Genomic DNA, 16,517 nt, shown 5'->3' on the forward strand with positions numbered 1-16,517 from the left:
AGTACGGTGGTGTGAAAGGAAAGGAGGTTAGTCACCTCCTCCTATTCTATTGCTGAGGTTCTTTCAATTCGTAGAGAGGAACTTCTTGATTTACATTCGGCTGATCCACCGGATGGATGCGGGCCATTTCATTTCTCTCGATAACCTCTTCAATGTATACCTCTCTATCCTGATGAGTCACGTTAATCATCTCAGGGGAGTTGAAAATTTCTTTTGCACGTTCTTTATTCACAGGTAGGGTCCTCCTTTATGAAGTACTAACCTTAATATTCGCATGAAAGGTCCAGGATATTCTTATCGATGTAAATATTTAGTTAAGTACTTGAGCGTGAAGCATTAATATTATTAAAGGAGGGAATTGGCCAGTAAAGGTAGTATAGAAAAAGTAATATAGGAGGTACCAATGGATAATCAATTGCACAAATTCATTTCCGTTTCCACGGACCAGAAGCATCTGAAAAATATTCTGACTCAAGTTAAGGTAAATAAAGAGAAAATAAAAGAGGATGATCGTGTTTACTTCAACCAGGCTAAAAATGCGGAAGCAAAAGCTGAGTATTATAAGTCCATCGATTTGTCGGAAAAAAGTAACGAAACAATCGAAAGGATTCGGAAGCTCATTCATTCAACACATCAAAAAGAGTTAAGGTATGACCCTAGTGAATTCGTTTATCCCTGGGTGGATCTCAGGTCTGATGGAAAGTTGCAAAGCATTTATTCTGGTGGGAAAAGAGAACCGGAAGATGTTATACAAGAGGATTATGAAATATCGAAGAAAAGGAAAGAAAAAATGAAGAAAAACGAAGGGACAGCTAAGGATCCTGTGAAAATGATGGAGGAGGTGGCAGCTGCCTTTAAATACAACTGTGAACATGCCGTGCCTCAATCCTGGTTTAATGAGCAGCAGCCCATGCGTGGTGACCTTCATCATCTATTTACTTGCGAACCTCTGTGTAATTCGATCAGAAGTAATTACCCTTACCATGATTTTGAAGGGTATCCAAAAGACGATCAAGCAGAGCTCAATCGCATCGAGGATCAGTGCGGGAAAGCGGAGAATGAATTGTTTGAACCGGAATATGCAAAAGGAACTGTAGCCCGTGCGATGCTTTATTTTTTATTAAGATATCCAAATTGTATAGAAGCTTCTCATCGACAAAAAATAGATGAAGGTCTTTTGCTGCAATGGCATAAACAAGAGCCACCTGAAGTTTATGAATTTCACCGTAATCAGGCGATTTTCGAACTTCAGGGAAATCGCAATCCATATATTGATTTTCCGATGGAGATGGCGGATTTAGCTCGACTTGGCTAAAGCATTATATCGTCAATAAAGCTATCTTTATCAGCATTTGCCGCTATATATCAGCGAATGACGATATATATCAGCAAAATAGGATTGTATATCAGCGAATCGTAGCCTTTTCTCCTAAGATAAATTCGATTTTCCGTCTGATCCCACTCAGGAAGTCCTCCATAGTAAGCTCTTCCTGATAAAGGTACATCAAAAATTCAAAACCGAGGGAACTATAGATGATTTCTGCTGCTTGATTAGAATCAAAGCTCTGGCAGAGCATTTCTTCATCCTTCAGATGGTTCATAAATACAATCAGTTCATCGACCAGCATAAAATCAAGGCCTACAAATTTCTTTAAGATTTCTGGCTTGGATTGAAAGGCGTGAACGGCGATGCCCATCATGTCGCGGAACAGCGTTTTACTGAAATGCGTGTATCGTTCCACACGGCGATAGATATAGTGATACACCAAGTCAGAAACTTCTCGTTCATGATCACTTTCCGTAATCTTGTAATCCATCACATCCATGTCATCCACGAATTCTTCTGCAAAAACTTCTACAAGCAATTCTGCTTTTGACTCAAAATAATTGAAAAGAGTTCCTATTCCAATATCCGCTTTTTTGGCGACTTCCTCAGTGGTAGTCGCTTCGTATCCTTTTGTAAAGAAAAGGTCACGGGCCTCATGTAAGATTCGCTCTTTGGTTAATTGTTTCTTTTCTTCTCGTCCCATTGTAGATTACCTCCTCAAAAAATGAGTACACTCAATTATGAGTGTACTCATTTTTGTTTATTTAAGTCAAGCTCTCTCTAACATACGATCTAAAGCTTTTTTGGCATCTAAAGCCATTTCAGACTCTACTTTAATCAAATTTTGTGGTTGACCATCTGCGATAGATTCCAGTGACCAGGCGAGGTGAGGAAGGTCGATTCGATTCATCGTCAGGCATGGACACATTCTAGGATTCAACGAGATGATGTGTTGTTCAGGGTGCTCTTGAATAATCCGGTTCACAAGGTTCATTTCAGTCCCGATTGCCCAGGCACTTCCGGGTGGAGCATTTTCAATTGCGTTAATGATGTAATTTGTAGAACCGGCTTCATCTGATAAAGAAACGACTTCGCGGCTGCATTCAGGGTGGACAATGATTTTCATATCGGGATAATCTTCTCGAACTTGGTGGACGTTAGCGACAGTAAAGTTTTCATGGACAGAACAGTGACCTTTCCACAAGATCACCTTCACATCTTCTAATGGAACTTCATGAATTAATTCTTCTAGGATCGGATCCCACACAGCCATTTGTTCCAGAGGAATGCCCAAGTCGTAAGCGGTGTTACGTCCAAGGTGTTGGTCAGGTAAAAATAGAATCCTTTCCTTTTGAGTAAATGCCCATTCAATCATCCCAGCAGCATTTGAAGAGGTGACTGTCGCTCCGCCATGCTTCCCGACGAAAGCTTTGATCGCTGCAGTTGAATTCACATAGGTCAGTGGAAGGATAGTATCATCGAACTTTTCCATCAGCTTAGTCCAAGCTTTTTCTGTTTGATTAATATTTGCCATATCCGCCATAGAGCACCCAGCCCGCATATCTGGAAGGTAAACGTGCTGATCTTCTCTAGTTAAAATGTCGGCCGTCTCTGCCATGAAGTGTACACCAAGAAACACAATCGCTTCTGCTTCTTGCTGACTTGCAGAGAGCTGGGCAAGCTTTAGGGAGTCCCCACGGACGTCAGCAAACTGAATGACTTCTTCTTTCTGATAATGATGGCCAGGCAAAAAAAGGCAGGAGCCCATATGCTGCTTCACATGCTGCACTCGTCGCTCCAGTTCCTCTATACCCATTTCTTTGTAGCGTTCAGGAAGGGTGGGAGTCGATTGTTCCATTGTTTCAAATAGATTCATCGTTGTTCCTCCTTTATTTTCATTGATACTTTTGCGCTAATATCCAAAGCTTGAACGGTATGAGTCAGTGCGCCTAATGAAATATAATCAACAGAGAGATTACCGTAAGAAGCTAAATTCTCTAGTGTGATTCCTCCGGAAACTTCCGTCGTGATCGTCTCTGGGACAAGAGTAAGGAGGTATTTAATGTATTCATGAGTACAGTTATCAAACATAATGCAATCTGCGCCTGCCTCTACCGCCTCTAGAACCTGATTTTCATTCTCTGTTTCCACTTCAATCTTGACCATATGTCCGAGCTCAGAACGGACTTTTTTTACCGCCTCCAAGATTGACCCGGCAAAAGCGATATGATTATCTTTTATCATGACAGCATCATACAGCCCATAACGATGGTTAGCTCCACCTCCGACTCTAACTGCATACTTTTCAAACATTCGAAGCCCAGGTGTCGTTTTCCGTGTATCACAAATCCGTGTATGTTCGCTATTCAACAGTTGAACTGCTTTCCTGGTTTTTGTAGCAATGCCACTCATTCGTTGTATCAAGTTAAGGACAACTCGTTCCCCTTTTAAAAGGCTGGCCATTGGACCACTTATAGTAGCGATGGGTACGCCGGAAGAGGCAGCGGCCCCGTCCGGAATGTGGACCTGTGTCTCAATTGAGCTGTCTAACATACGAAACCCCTCATTAATGACTTCGGATCCACAAAATATCCCTGCTTGTTTACTGATCAGAACCATTTCGCCTGCGGTATCGTCTGGAAAAAGATAATCGCTTGTTACGTCATGGTCTCCAATATCCTCAATGAAGAATTCCTCTAGCTTTCTCTTAAGTTTCAATTTGTTCATGAGTGTCCCTTCTTTCCAAATTTCTTTGTTGGACAATTTGCTTGCTTTTCCATAACTCTATTTCCTCAGGATAATCACTTCTGAAATGACCACCGCGGCTTTCTTCTCGCTCTAGTGCAGAACACGTAATCAAATGAGCGGTTTGAAGCATCAACAAGATGTTTACTTGTTCGGTAGTGAGCAAGCTCAAGTCAAATTCAGGAATTTCATAAATAGGGAAAGATTCCAGCCACTCTTTATGCTGCAACAGGTCGATTTCTGATCTGACAATTCCGACATTCTCCATCATTCGTCTTTGAATCTCTTCTCTTGCAGGCAGTGGAAGTGAAGAAGGACTATAATCATAGATTCGTTCTACAGGTTTTTTAATCTGAGTGAAATGATTGTGGTTAATATAATAGGCAAGTCTTTTTCCGTAAACCAGGCCTTCAAGCAGAGAGTTACTCGCTAAGCGGTTGGCACCGTGGACACCAGAGCAGGCAGCTTCACCGATTGCGTAAAGTCCGCTTACCGTTGTCCTCCCTAAGTTATCAATGCTGATCCCTCCCATGGAAAAGTGACACCCAGGGGCAACTGGAATTAACCCGTCTTTAATAGAAATGTCATTATGCTCGCACATCGACGTTATCGTTGGAAATCGTTCTATGAAATTCGGAATAGAACGAATATCTAAGTAAACATGCCCGCCTTTATGTAAGTGAGCGTATATCGTTTGAGCAACTACATGCCTTGGTGCTAAATCTTTCAGAGGGTGGATATTCTGCATCAGCCGGTTTCCGTTTTCATCAATGAGCTCGGCACCTTCACCTCTGACTGCTTCTGAAACGAGGCCTTTTGTTTTTCCGTTTTTGTAAAGCAAGGTTGGGTGAAATTGAATGAACTCCATATCAGAAAGCTCTGCTCCAGCTAAATACGCCAATGATATCCCATCGCCTGTGACCGTTTCTGCGTTCGAGGTGTACGTGTACAATTGACCGCATCCTCCCGTTGCCAACACAACATGGGGGGCTGTATATAAGTGATGACGTCCATCCGCACTTTTACTTCTAACTCCGCAGCATACTCCAGCGGCATCCTTCGCCAGTTCAAAAACAAATTGATTTTCATAGATTGAGATATTGGAGGAAAGTTTCGAAACTAATCCTTCCACTATTCGTCTACCTGTCTGATCGCCTCCTCCATGAACGATTCGGTTATAGTTGTGAGCTCCTTCTTTTCCAAGTGAAAGCGCCCCGTTTTCCTCATAATCAAAAACACATCCATCCTGGATAAGGTCATGGATTATCTCAGGAGCTTCACTGGTCATTTGCAGTGTTTTGGAGGAGTCGTTCATGTATCTTCCAGCTTCCATCGTATCCAGATAGTGGGCGCGAGGATGGTCATCCTCATGCAGAGCAGCAGCAATACCGCCTTGAGCATAGGTTGAATTACTTTGATTCAGCTCTGACTTTGTGAGAACAATCACATTTAAATCCTTACGTAAATGTCTCGCTAATTGTAAGGAGGCTATGCCGCTTCCTACAATAATGACGTCCGCTTTATTCATTACAGTCCTCCTGTAAATTTACATGTGTATTGACACCTATATTTACACACAATTAAACTTATGACAAGTGTTTTATATAAAAAAGGGAGAGGAAAGATGAAATGACGACTTATTTCGACTATGCCGCTACTTGCCCAATTCAGGAAGAAGCGCTTGAAGCATATATGCGAAGTTCTAGAGAATTTTACGGAAATACAAGCAGTTTACATGATGTGGGGACGAAAGCGAGTACGCTTTTAGAGCATTGCCGAAAAACATTTTCAAGGTTGATCAATGCTGAAGCGGAAGGGATTTATTTTACAAGTGGAGGAACGGAGAGCAACGTGCTCGGACTTCACGCGTTGTTAGACGCTCACCCTGGAACCCACATTATTGCTTCAGAGGCTGAACATTCATCCATCCAGAACCTACTGACAAAATTTGAGCGAGAAGGTTATGAAGTAAGTAGAGTCCCTTTAACTTCAAGTGGATATGTTGATGTGAATCAACTAGAGGAGTTGATGAGGGAAGATACAGCGCTTGTTACAATTCAGCATGTTAATGCAGATATCGGAACCATTCAGCCGATTGAACGAATCCACACTCTTTGTAAGAAATCGGGAAGTCTATTTCATAGTGATTGTGTTCAATCTTTTGGGAAAATCGACCTTACATCCATCACACCATACTTAGATAGCCTGTCTATTTCAAGTCATAAAGTGTATGGCCCAAAAGGGGTCGGGGCCGTCTATATCCGACCGAGTTTGTCCTTCAGAGCTCTGTTGCCAAACACCACTCATGAATCTGGAGTGAGAGCAGGCACGGTCAATACCCCTGGTGTTGCCGGTTTTACTGTTGCGGCTGATCACTGTGTTAAATTAATTGAAGAGCATCAAGTGATTATCCAAAAGCATAAGAAGTATTTTCTAGAAGTAATTGGTGAGGTATCTTCAGAAATAACGGTTTTCGGAGAGTTGAACGAGGTTCCTATACTTGGACTAGGGATTAATGGAATAGACGGCCAGTGGACAATGCTTGAGGCAAACCGTAAAGGATATGCATTTTCTACTGGCAGTGCCTGTCAGGCAAGAAGTGATGGCCCGCCTAAAACTCTTCTGTCCATGGGCGTCTCTGAACAAGAGGCGAAAACATTTATCCGCTTGTCTTTCAGTCATCTTCACTCGAAAGAGGATATTGAAGGTCTGGCGAACTGTTTAAAGAAAGTCATGGCTGATCGAAAATCGAAAGTATAAGGACAGTAGTTGGGACAAAAGTGTTTTAGCCATTTTTATAATCCGAATGATGGTGAAATTCTTAGGACAAAGATTCACCGTCATTCGAATTTTTTATGCAACATGTCCAATCCCTTCCATTACTTTGTTCATTTGCATTGGAAGGCAGAAAGGTAGCTGCTACCTCTACTTCCCTTCATTGTTCTTCTTTAGAAATGCTTAAGTTTTGTCCCAGACCCCTTTTATATGTCATCCAGTTAAAACGTCTTCACTCGGATATTTAATAGGGTCAGGTTTTTGAGTAGCAAAGGCAAAAGCAAATGTTAAAGGTCCTAATTTCCCGACCAGCATGGTTACAATAATCATTACTTTCCCTATCGTGGTTAAACTGCCTGTCAGCCCCATAGACAGTCCCACTGTACCAAAAGCAGATATCGTTTCGAACAGAATGACTAGAAAGGGGGCGTCTTCTGACATGTTCAAAATGAAAGAAGAAACGAAAACAACCATGACACTACCGACTGTTAACGCGAGAGCCCTTAGAATCAGATGATTCGATAAGCTGCGTCGGTAAAGGTTCGGATGTTCTTTTTCACGAAAGAAAGCGATGGCTGCAAGGATAATAATCAAGGCTGTTGAAAGCTTGATTCCTCCGGCTGTCGATCCACTTCCGCCTCCCACAAACATAAGCAAAAGTATATAAAATAGAGAGGATTCTTCCATTTGACCGATATCAATTGTATTGAATCCGGCTGTTCGAGGTGTTACCGCTTGAAAATAGGAAGCAATCCACTTGCCTGACGTTGAAAAATCTCCAATGGTGTTCGAATTGTTAAATTCCAATACGAAAATCATAAATATACTGAAAACATTTACGACAATCGTACCTATCAGCATCACCTTCGTATGCAGCGCAAGATGCCGGAATTCTTTACTTTTCCATACATCAAAGACGACTGTAAAACCGACGCCTCCGATGATAAACAGAAACGTGATAACAATATTGATGACCGGATCGGTAACATAGCCGGATAAACTGTCCGACCAGATGGAGAATCCAGCATTATTAAAGGCCGATATCGAATGAAAGATACTCGCGTAAATACCATCCGACCAGCCCATTTCGGGTACCCATCTCAGTGAAAGCAGCACGACAGCTATCGCCTCCATCGTGATGGAAAAAATAAATAACTTACGAACAAGCCGGATGATCCCCCCGAGGGAAGTTTGGTTTAACGCCTGGCGAACTAATAAACGCTCTTTTATGCCAATCTTTTTGCCGAGAATGATAAAGATAAGAACGGCAAAGGTCATGATACCAAGACCACCTAATTGAATTAAAGCCATGATAATGATTTCACCGAACATGGTAAAAGCAGTACCTGTATCCACGACAATCAGCCCTGTTACGGTCATGGCTGAGGTTGCGGTAAATAAGGCATCTAGAAAGGTTATACTTTCTGTTGTTGAGATTGGAAGCATAAGTAAAATTGTGCCTAATGCAATCAAAGATATAAAAACAAGAATCAATGTTTGAGCAGGATTAAAATCTACAGCTTTAGCTTTCATGACGACACCTTCTTCTAAAGATTGCTCTTAATTATAATTCAGAAGTATGGAAGATAAACGGGATAAAAGTCCCGGATTTTGTTAGAGCGATAAACTTTACATTTGCTCTATTCTCATAGTTTGTCCAGCTTCCTCATAGACATAAGGGGAGAGAGGAGAGATAGGATGGGGTTGTTTCGAGAATTCCGCGAGTTCACTGTCAGAGGGAGCGCGGTCGATATGGGAGTCGGGATGGTGTTAGGCGCGGCTTTTAGCGGATTCATTGATTCGCTCGTCACAGACATCCTTCTTCCGCCAATCGGGCTATTGTATTCGAAAATGAATTTCGAGAGTTTGTTTATAAGTCTGACCGGCGATTTTTATCCTTCCTTATCTGCAGCAAAGGAGGCAGGGGCTGCAACCATTAATTATGGGTTGTTTATTACAGCTACTGTGAGATTTCTGATCATTCTATTTGCTGTTTTTTTAGTGGTGAGACAGATCAACCGTTGGAAAAAGCCCCACCAGCACCCTTTACATTCAATGACAAAAAAAGAATGTCCCTATTGTTGTATGCCAATTCCAACTCAAGCAGTTATTTGTCCAAACTGTGCATCTTCTCTTACGAAAAAAGAGGATCGGTGGAAGCCTTCTAAACCGAAGTGGAAAGTAAAATAAATACGTTTTTATACAATTAAAAAGAAGGTGAACCTGTCTATCAGGTCCACCTTCTTGTTCTTTTATTCTTCAGTTTCAGTCTCTGTACCTTCTTCAGAACCGGAATCGCCTTCCATTTCACCGGACTCTTGTTCTTGCTGTTCTTGTTCTTCCGTATCGCCTTCTTCTCCTCCACCACAAGCAGCTAATGTAAGTACTGAAACGAGTCCGATGGCAAGCATCCATTTTTTCAACATGCGTGAAAATCCCCTTTCAAAAATAGAGTACATCTTATTTTTACCTTATTTTTGTAAAAGGAGAATAAACAAGATATAAAATATTGGTAAATGTTCAAAATATTCACGTTTTGATCCAGGCATCTTTATCATAGCCTCGTTTTTCCCAATACCCGATATGCTCATGATCGATCAATTCAATGCGGTTTAGCCACTTTACTGACTTGTAGGCGTACATTTTAGGAACGATCAGCCGGACTGGACCACCATTACGATTTTCGATAAGCTCGCCATCAATCAGCATCGCAACTATAATGTCATCACCCATTGACTGGTCAATTGTTAAGGTATCGGTGTAGACCCCGTCCTGGGAGTAAAATTTCACATATTTGGCTTCCTTATTGATGCCAACACGTTCCAGCAAATCCTTCAGTTTAATTCCTTCCCACCTTACATCATAGACGCTCCAGCCTGTGACACAATGGAAATTCGATACTTGCACATCACGATTCAGCTCGACAAATTGCTTCCAATTCCAGGATTGAGGTTGGTCTACAAGTCCGTCGATTTTGAAGGAGAAGTTTTTATCGGTGATCTCTGGCATAGTTGTTACGGTGTAATAACGGAAACTTCCTCTTCGCCCCCCGCCAATTGGAGGCTTTGACTTCGGTGCAGGTGAAGGCAAAGGAGAAAACACTTCTGTTAACGGGAGTGGAGACGAGGGCGGGGGTGACGACGGTGATCCGAGATAAGGTTTTACCCATTGATAGATGAACGGTGTAAAAATCAGTGCTATAGCGGCACCTGTCCCGCGTCGTAAAAGTGAACGCCGGCTCAATATTGGGTTCCCGTCCTCAATGATCATCCTTTTCTCCCTAAGTTTTTCTATTCGTCGCTTTTCCAGTTTTTTAAACCACAAGCTTCTTGTAATGCTGTGATAAAGAAGGTAAGGCACGCCAATCCATGTCATGAGGTCGTGGACAATTAAAGCAAAAGAACTAAACCAGGGGGCGAAGCTGCGGTGATAAGTTAAGATAAGCCCTGATAGAATTAAAGATAGAAGGATAAATAAAACGATGTAGAGGTTCTGTCTGTTAGCCTTCCTTTTCTTAAGAGTTTGTAAGTGGCGAATCATTTTTGGCCCATAGAAAACTAACGGTAGAATACTGACAAAACCTGCCCAAATATGAACGTCTTTCACCCAAATTCTTACCTGTGGAACCCATTGTCTGAAATCAGAGGAGACGAGGATGAGGCCGGTAAAAGAGAGAAAAGTGAAGAGGATGGCGTTCCAATGGTGAATCTGTTTTAACTTTTGGCTATATTTCTTCTGCAGTTGATAGAAAACACTTTTATCCACAATTTACACTCCTTCAAGTGGCAATAGAATTTGAAAAAAGGCATACTTTTCACTCCTCATCATAATTCCCTCCGATTAAACTTATATCCAAAATCCCCACATCACGAAGAAGAGTAGGGTGTGAAGACTTTTTTTCTATCTTTTCCCGCAATCGGCGCAAATGAACCGTCACAGTAGGCGTGTCGCCTTCATAGACAGTATCTAAATCTGATAGGCACAGTGGGCTCTAAAACACACTAGTTTCGGATGGGCGGCTGACGAACAGCAAAGCGGATTCTTTCACGGTTAAGTTTATAGCTGTTGCGATCACTTCTCTCGTGATTGTACTTATAGTGACAGTGCATGGTTTCAATCGTTACATTCTAGTAATCAACAGGACTCACAGACCACTTAAGTAAACCTTACTAAACTATTGAAAGTGTTCTATTCTTCTATAAAATGATTGAAACAATTTCCAGACCGAAAACGTAAAGAAGGGAGAGGTGTTTTCATGAAAAAGTTTATCGTGTTCTTGCTCATCTTTATCGTCTTATGGGGAGCGGTTGAAGGGCTGCCTGGACTCGTTCTTACGTTGATGTATGAACCAAATTTCGATTCAGTAGTTAGATCGAATGATTTGCAATGTGCATAAAAAAGCGCCCTGTTAAAGGACGCTTTAGAATTTAACAGTATTTGTTGTAGGCAGTAGTTAAGTTCTCAATAATCTCTTCAACCTCATGATCTTCAATTTCTTCACGTGGAATGAAGTGCAGCACCTGGCCATCCTTTAATAGAGCCATAGAAGGGGAGGATGGTTCGTAGCCTTCCAAATAGTCTCTCATTCGAGAAGTGGCTTCACGATCCTGACCTGCAAAAACAGTAACAAGATGTTCAGGTTTCTTTTCATTGTTCAAAGACTCTCTAGCAGACGGACGAGCAAGTCCTGCTGCACAGCCGCAAACAGAATTAATGACGACAAGAGAAGTGCCTTTTGCAGAGCTGATAAACTCATCGACTTCTTCGGGTGTTGTTAATTCAGAAAAACCAGCATTGGTCAATTCATCACGCATCGGTTGAGAAATTTCTTTCATATATGCTTCATATGGATTCATTGTAATCCTCCTATTGTTGTTTGTTTTTAGTGGCTTGAGTCATTTGGTGCCACACAGAGCCTTTGGCTTCTTCGCCGCCTTCAATACGTTCAATGGCCATGTTGATTTGTAAACGCACTTCGAATTCCGGATCATCTGCCGCTTTTTTTAGAGCAGGAAGAGCGGTTTCATCACCTAGTTCATATAGGAACATCGCAGCACGCCAGCGAACTAGCTTATTGGGATCGGATAAGGATTCAATCATTTTTGGCATGGCCTCTTTAAAGCCTAAGTCAGAGATGCAGTCACCAGCTGTACGGCGAACCGTAACAGTCTTATCATTTAAAGCTTTGTATAGATAAGGGAGTGTCTCCAGTTCCTCGATCATCCCTAAATAAGCAGTGGCGAGTCTGCGGATTGACGCTTTCTCATCATCTAACGCCTTGTCCAAAATGCGATAATCATTGGCAGTCGGATTCATTTGGTCTAAAGCAGCGTACCGAACTTTCCAGTCGTCATGATCCAACGTTTCTAACGTAATCTTCGACTCGCTGCGAGCAGGCTCGGGACCATCCGATTCCTCATCAAACGCTTGTTTAACAAGGGATTCCAGTCGTTCTTCGTCGTAACTTGCAGAGATTTCTTCTTTCACTTGTTCGCCGATTTCATCCGAATCACCATAGCGAGGACTTTGCTCAACCCATTGGCGTTCCATAATCATATTCGGAGAAGCTGGGGCGGCTTTCATGGATGCATTCATGAAGCGCTCGGGTAGACCGACACGTTTTTCTTCATCACCGTCTTCAAGCTTCACCTGCATGGGAATGCCACGGAACATTTGAACGAAAACTTTTACTTCGCCGAATGAATCATCGGCTTCAGGCTGGTTTGTTTCAGTTGGGGTTTCTTCTTCGTTTAAAGTGGAGCCGAATACGGATCGGACTTCAGGAAGAATCGTTTCCCATGAGACTCTCGCGTTACGTTCAAGCGCAATGAAGTCCAGCACATGATATAGACCTTTTACACCCTCAATTTCAAAGAGTTGCTGTACAAACTCAGGGGCACCATTCAGGTCATCCCCCTGTTTATAGTTATGAGTTTCACCATCAGGCAGCTGCTCATTTAAATTGATTTTCATTGAGTTAGGGCTAGGCGTTGGTTCTATCGATACAATCTTCATTCGTCATTCCCCCTAATCACGTGTATAGGATTTATTTTATCAAAGAATCCATCCCTCATCCATGAATAGGATAATAGAGAGGATTATATTGGAAATAAAAGGTTGAAACTATTTCTTTAATTGTGTAATATTACACTAAAATAGTGTGGGGAGGGGGAAAGGTGTCTCATTTATCAGAGGAAAAGAAACGGGAAGTTTTCAAAGAAAAACTGATTCAGTTGTGGAGTAACGGCTACCTGTCAGAAGAAGAGTACATGAAAGTGGTAGAAGCTAATCGTTCTTTTATAGAAGATCGTGAACATAAAAAACAGGATGCGGAAAGAGAGCATAAGGAAGAATTTATCAAGGAGACAGCAGAGCCCATCCAAAAATCTGTAGAATCCAAAGAACCAGTCAAAATCCCTAAGAAGAAAAAAGTAAAAACAGCAGAACAGATCCGCGAGCGAAATATTACATGGTCTCTCATTTTAGGTGTTTCTCTATTGCTTATTACAGGGCTTATTGTTGCAACAAGCCAGTGGGATCAAATGGGGCCAGGACTTAAAGTTTTCTCTATATCGTTTGTTTCCCTGTTTTTCCTTGGATTGAGTTATATTACAGGACGATTTCTCAAAATCACCCAAACCGCCTTTGCTTTTCTAACTTTAGGGAGTTTGCTCATTCCCATTGTAATTCTTGCAATCGGTTACTTTGAGCTTTTTGGCAGTTACTTATCATTGTTTGGGGAAGGGAGATATCTTCTTGGTTTAGTTGGGACATTGATCCCGCTCCCGTTATACATTCGGAATGCATACGCTCATACCTCCCGGTTGTATGTATGGATATCCCTGGTGTTTTTATCCCTGGCGGTAGGCTTTGCTCTTGGTGCGCTTCCGCTGAATGTTGATGCTTTTTATTTAATGCTGATGGTCTACAATGCAAGTCTGCTTCTCTTTTACGCACGTTACAAAGATTCGAAGAGGTGGCAGTTGTTTTTGAAGGAAGTGCCTTTATATGCTCAGCTGAATCTCATCCTTTCAACAGTTCTTTTGCTGTTTTTCTTTGAAAGTGAAGTCTTCTACAGCTTCAATCTCCTGTTAACGGCAATTATTTATATGGCTATGGTATTTGTCTACAAAACAAAAGAGTACCAGTTTGTCTTCTCAGTCATGGTTGTTTATGCTGTGTATCAGCTTGTGGAGCACTCTCCTTTACAGTCGATCGATGTGACGGTCTATGCTGTCGTCGGTTTGATTTACTTAGGTTTTGCCAATGTATTTAAGAATCATAGATTTATAGAAAAAGTGTTTCGTTATACGAGTGGTGTTGTTTCATTCTTTGCTTTCGTCTATATCAGTTACGAAAGCATTGCCTTAAGAGGGGAAGAAGGATCGTGGATTCTTTTGGCTGCTTATGGGATCATCACGGCAAATTACCTGATTCTTTCCAACCTTACAAAGCATCTGGTTTTCGCTTATATGACGCCGGTCTTTTTCTTCGTGACGCTGTGGCAGTTGTGGGAGTTAATCCAAGCAGGGCCGCTTTTCATGTTCGTATTCTTAGGTGCTTCTCTTTTGTTGGTTTATGTAGGTTTATGGACAAACCAGCGCTCTCTGAAATCTGTTCAGGATAGCTCCTTTTATACATCCGTTTTTGTTTTGATCGCATGTATCGCTTATAGCTTGAATGAGTTGTTTTACGGTTATAGCTCATTTATGTTTTTAATCATTGCTATACTTGCTTATCTCGTTAAAAGAAAAACAGATAGTAAGGATATTAAAGAGACAACCTATTGGATTCAACCAGTAACGCTGTGGTTGGCTGCCGTCCTATTCTATAACCCGCTGGTTCATCTGTATCCTGCATATGAGGGAGGTTTAGCCCTTCCATTTCACTTAGCTGTTACGGGGATTTTCCTTTTGGCAATTCATTACGGTTGGGAGAGATTCAAAGAAAAAGAACTGGCGAAATCAACATTCTACGTAGGTCAGGGTTCCTATATACTGGCTATGATCTTGCTATTAAATCACGCACAAATCAACCCAACTTTTATCAGGCCGTTGCTTCTATTTGTTGGAATTGGCATGATGATAGGGCTTGTCCAGTATTCAAAAGAGCGAGTACTGTGGGTGCTCGTATCACTTGTCACACTTTCCTTCTACACTTCCTTACTAGACACATTTGCTTTTGAGACGTTTTCTTCTTTCGTCACTTATATGACTTTTGCACCTGTCCTTTTGATGTTAATTGGGGAACTTGGGCAAAAGAATAGGCTTGAGCTCCGTCCATACTTTTATGGAACAGCGCACATTCTTCTCCCACTGGTTATAGCTGCTATTATGTTGGATCAAATTAACGTGCCGACGATCCATCCCTTGATTTTATGTGTACCGCTCAGCCTTTATGGGTTCAGTGCGTTTTCAGCGAAGAGAGAATGGGAAATCAAGCTAATGCTGTACGGATTTTTGACGGTCTTGTTTTTCCTTATCTCAACGCTTCCAAGTTATTATCGTTGGTGGAATACGGTACCAAATGAATATGCCTTTTTCCTAACCAGTATAGCGATTACTGGAATATGGGGAGGAGCATCTTACGTGTGGAAGCGAAGAATCGAATGGTATGTGATTCCGTTCTCTATACTCGGGCTGTTTTTGCTTATCACTAGATTTGAAGATATTCCGGCATTTGAGTTGTTCCCGATCCTCAGTTATGTTTGTCTCGTCCTCTTCTTTTTGCACCGCCGAGAATGGTCAATCGTTCAATTTATTCCATTAATGATGACGATTGATCTCTGGGAGGAGATGAATGTCGGCTGGGAGAGAGAAATTCTAGTCATGGTCCTCGTTGGGTGTGTAGCGGCTCTTCTTGCTGCCAGTCGTTTCTTCCATAGATTATTAATTGGACCTGGTGTTAAAGCGGATGCTTACTCATGGACAGCGCTTGTGTATTTGGTCTATTTGAATACGGTAACGGCTATCGACGAAAATGTCTGGATCAGAATTATTCCAGTCCTATTTGCTGGGGTATGGTTCTTTTTTAACGCATCTAAGTGGCAGCAGCCTTTAGGGGACAAGATATTCTACACAGCGGGAGTGATCAGTCTTTACGCTTCGTATATTCTGGTTTTGCTTGAGTACCGTGAATGGATTCCTGATTTAATCGAAGCTGAGCTTCAAGTCTTGCCAGTTCTAGTCGTTCTTTCTTTTGTGAGAGGACAAAAGTGGAAAGAGTATCCTTACATGATGAATCACATTCAGTTTGGAATGGTTCTGCTGACCGCCGCTTACCTTGTAATTGACGCAATTCAAAGCCATACAATTTGGGATGCGTGGATAATTGGCGGTTTATCTTTAATCTCAATGATTTTAGGAATGCAGTTCCGTATCAAATCCTATTTTTTCGTAGGAATGGGTGTTCTAATCTTCAATGTCATCTATCAGACACGACCTTATTGGGGAAATGTCCCATGGTGGGTATACTTGCTGTTAGCCGGACTGCTTCTTATTGGAATCGCCAGTTATAATGAATGGCAAAAGCAGCGTTCTGATTCTGAGAAGCCTGTGGAACGAAAATTAAAACGACTATGGTTATCTTTCAAAAAGTGGAATTAAATAAACTCGTGAAGGAGTCTGTCATGACGACAGACTCCTTCATTTTTATACAGATTTTATCAAAA

The 16,517-nt window shown here is 41.7% G+C and carries 15 protein-coding genes; 5 read left to right on the forward strand and 10 right to left on the reverse strand.

The annotated features are described in order from the left end of the window. Positions 1 to 46: 46 nt before the first annotated feature. Positions 47 to 232: an H-type small acid-soluble spore protein gene (locus tag ACRYKC_RS14780; protein ID WP_085031550.1), complete on the reverse strand. Its 186-nt coding sequence runs from the start codon at positions 230 to 232 to the stop codon at positions 47 to 49. Between the two features lie 171 nt (positions 233 to 403). Between ACRYKC_RS14780 and ACRYKC_RS14785 the strand changes: the two genes are divergently transcribed. Next, positions 404 to 1,315, forward strand: a complete 912-nt coding sequence (locus tag ACRYKC_RS14785; RefSeq protein ID WP_433807664.1) for an endonuclease I family protein — start codon at positions 404 to 406, stop codon at positions 1,313 to 1,315. Between the two features lie 91 nt (positions 1,316 to 1,406). On the opposite strand, the gene ACRYKC_RS14790 is transcribed toward ACRYKC_RS14785, so the two are convergent. The 4 genes from ACRYKC_RS14790 to nadB form a co-directional block, all read right to left on the reverse strand. After that, positions 1,407 to 2,030 carry a TetR/AcrR family transcriptional regulator gene (locus ACRYKC_RS14790; protein WP_433807666.1) on the reverse strand — a complete coding sequence of 208 codons (624 nt, stop codon included), beginning with the start codon at positions 2,028 to 2,030 and terminating at the stop codon, positions 1,407 to 1,409. Between the two features lie 66 nt (positions 2,031 to 2,096). Beyond that, entirely contained in the window at positions 2,097 to 3,203 is a 1,107-nt protein-coding gene (gene nadA, locus ACRYKC_RS14795; RefSeq protein WP_433807668.1) for a quinolinate synthase NadA, read from the reverse strand. Continuing rightward, the gene (nadC, locus tag ACRYKC_RS14800; RefSeq protein ID WP_433807670.1) at positions 3,200 to 4,054 is read right to left on the reverse strand and encodes a carboxylating nicotinate-nucleotide diphosphorylase; all 855 of its coding nucleotides are present in this window, start codon (positions 4,052 to 4,054) and stop codon (positions 3,200 to 3,202) included. Before nadC ends, nadA begins: the two co-directional genes overlap by 4 nt. Beyond that, positions 4,035 to 5,600: an L-aspartate oxidase gene (gene nadB / locus ACRYKC_RS14805; RefSeq protein ID WP_433807672.1), complete on the reverse strand. Its 1,566-nt coding sequence runs from the start codon at positions 5,598 to 5,600 to the stop codon at positions 4,035 to 4,037. Before nadB ends, nadC begins: the two co-directional genes overlap by 20 nt. Positions 5,601 to 5,701: 101 nt before the next feature. Here nadB and ACRYKC_RS14810 point away from each other — a divergent pair, with 101 nt between their 5' ends. Beyond that, positions 5,702 to 6,832 carry an IscS subfamily cysteine desulfurase gene (locus tag ACRYKC_RS14810; RefSeq protein WP_433807674.1) on the forward strand — a complete coding sequence of 377 codons (1,131 nt, stop codon included), beginning with the start codon at positions 5,702 to 5,704 and terminating at the stop codon, positions 6,830 to 6,832. A 228-nt stretch (positions 6,833 to 7,060) separates the two neighbouring features. On the opposite strand, the gene ACRYKC_RS14815 is transcribed toward ACRYKC_RS14810, so the two are convergent. Next, a complete protein-coding gene (locus ACRYKC_RS14815; RefSeq protein ID WP_433807676.1) occupies positions 7,061 to 8,380 on the reverse strand; it encodes a TrkH family potassium uptake protein in 1,320 nt (439 codons plus the stop codon). Between the two features lie 165 nt (positions 8,381 to 8,545). Between ACRYKC_RS14815 and mscL the strand changes: the two genes are divergently transcribed. Continuing rightward, on the forward strand, positions 8,546 to 9,037 hold the full coding sequence (gene mscL / locus ACRYKC_RS14820; protein ID WP_433807678.1) for a large conductance mechanosensitive channel protein MscL: 492 nt from the start codon (positions 8,546 to 8,548) through the stop codon (positions 9,035 to 9,037). A 62-nt stretch (positions 9,038 to 9,099) separates the two neighbouring features. Here the strand turns inward: mscL and ACRYKC_RS14825 are convergent, their stop codons facing one another. Then, the gene (locus ACRYKC_RS14825; protein ID WP_433807680.1) at positions 9,100 to 9,273 is read right to left on the reverse strand and encodes a hypothetical protein; all 174 of its coding nucleotides are present in this window, start codon (positions 9,271 to 9,273) and stop codon (positions 9,100 to 9,102) included. Between the two features lie 103 nt (positions 9,274 to 9,376). Beyond that, the gene (locus ACRYKC_RS14830) at positions 9,377 to 10,612 is read right to left on the reverse strand and encodes a molybdopterin-dependent oxidoreductase (protein WP_433807682.1); all 1,236 of its coding nucleotides are present in this window, start codon (positions 10,610 to 10,612) and stop codon (positions 9,377 to 9,379) included. 490 nt (positions 10,613 to 11,102) lie between these two features. Here ACRYKC_RS14830 and ACRYKC_RS14835 point away from each other — a divergent pair, with 490 nt between their 5' ends. Continuing rightward, positions 11,103 to 11,243: a hypothetical protein gene (locus ACRYKC_RS14835; RefSeq protein ID WP_433807684.1), complete on the forward strand. Its 141-nt coding sequence runs from the start codon at positions 11,103 to 11,105 to the stop codon at positions 11,241 to 11,243. A gap of 31 nt (positions 11,244 to 11,274) precedes the next feature. Here ACRYKC_RS14835 and ACRYKC_RS14840 read toward each other — a convergent pair whose 3' ends face one another. Both ACRYKC_RS14840 and ACRYKC_RS14845 read right to left on the reverse strand, forming a co-directional pair. After that, the gene (locus tag ACRYKC_RS14840; protein WP_433807686.1) at positions 11,275 to 11,703 is read right to left on the reverse strand and encodes a BrxA/BrxB family bacilliredoxin; all 429 of its coding nucleotides are present in this window, start codon (positions 11,701 to 11,703) and stop codon (positions 11,275 to 11,277) included. 10 nt (positions 11,704 to 11,713) lie between these two features. Then, entirely contained in the window at positions 11,714 to 12,862 is a 1,149-nt protein-coding gene (locus ACRYKC_RS14845) for a conserved virulence factor C family protein (RefSeq protein ID WP_433807688.1), read from the reverse strand. Between the two features lie 161 nt (positions 12,863 to 13,023). Here ACRYKC_RS14845 and ACRYKC_RS14850 point away from each other — a divergent pair, with 161 nt between their 5' ends. Further along, positions 13,024 to 16,452: a hypothetical protein gene (locus ACRYKC_RS14850; protein ID WP_433807690.1), complete on the forward strand. Its 3,429-nt coding sequence runs from the start codon at positions 13,024 to 13,026 to the stop codon at positions 16,450 to 16,452. The last annotated feature ends 65 nt before the right edge of the window (positions 16,453 to 16,517 follow it).

It is taken from the genome of Halobacillus sp. A1-3, from assembly GCF_050971765.1.
Taxonomy (GTDB): domain Bacteria; phylum Bacillota; class Bacilli; order Bacillales; family Halobacillaceae; genus Halobacillus; species Halobacillus mangrovi_B.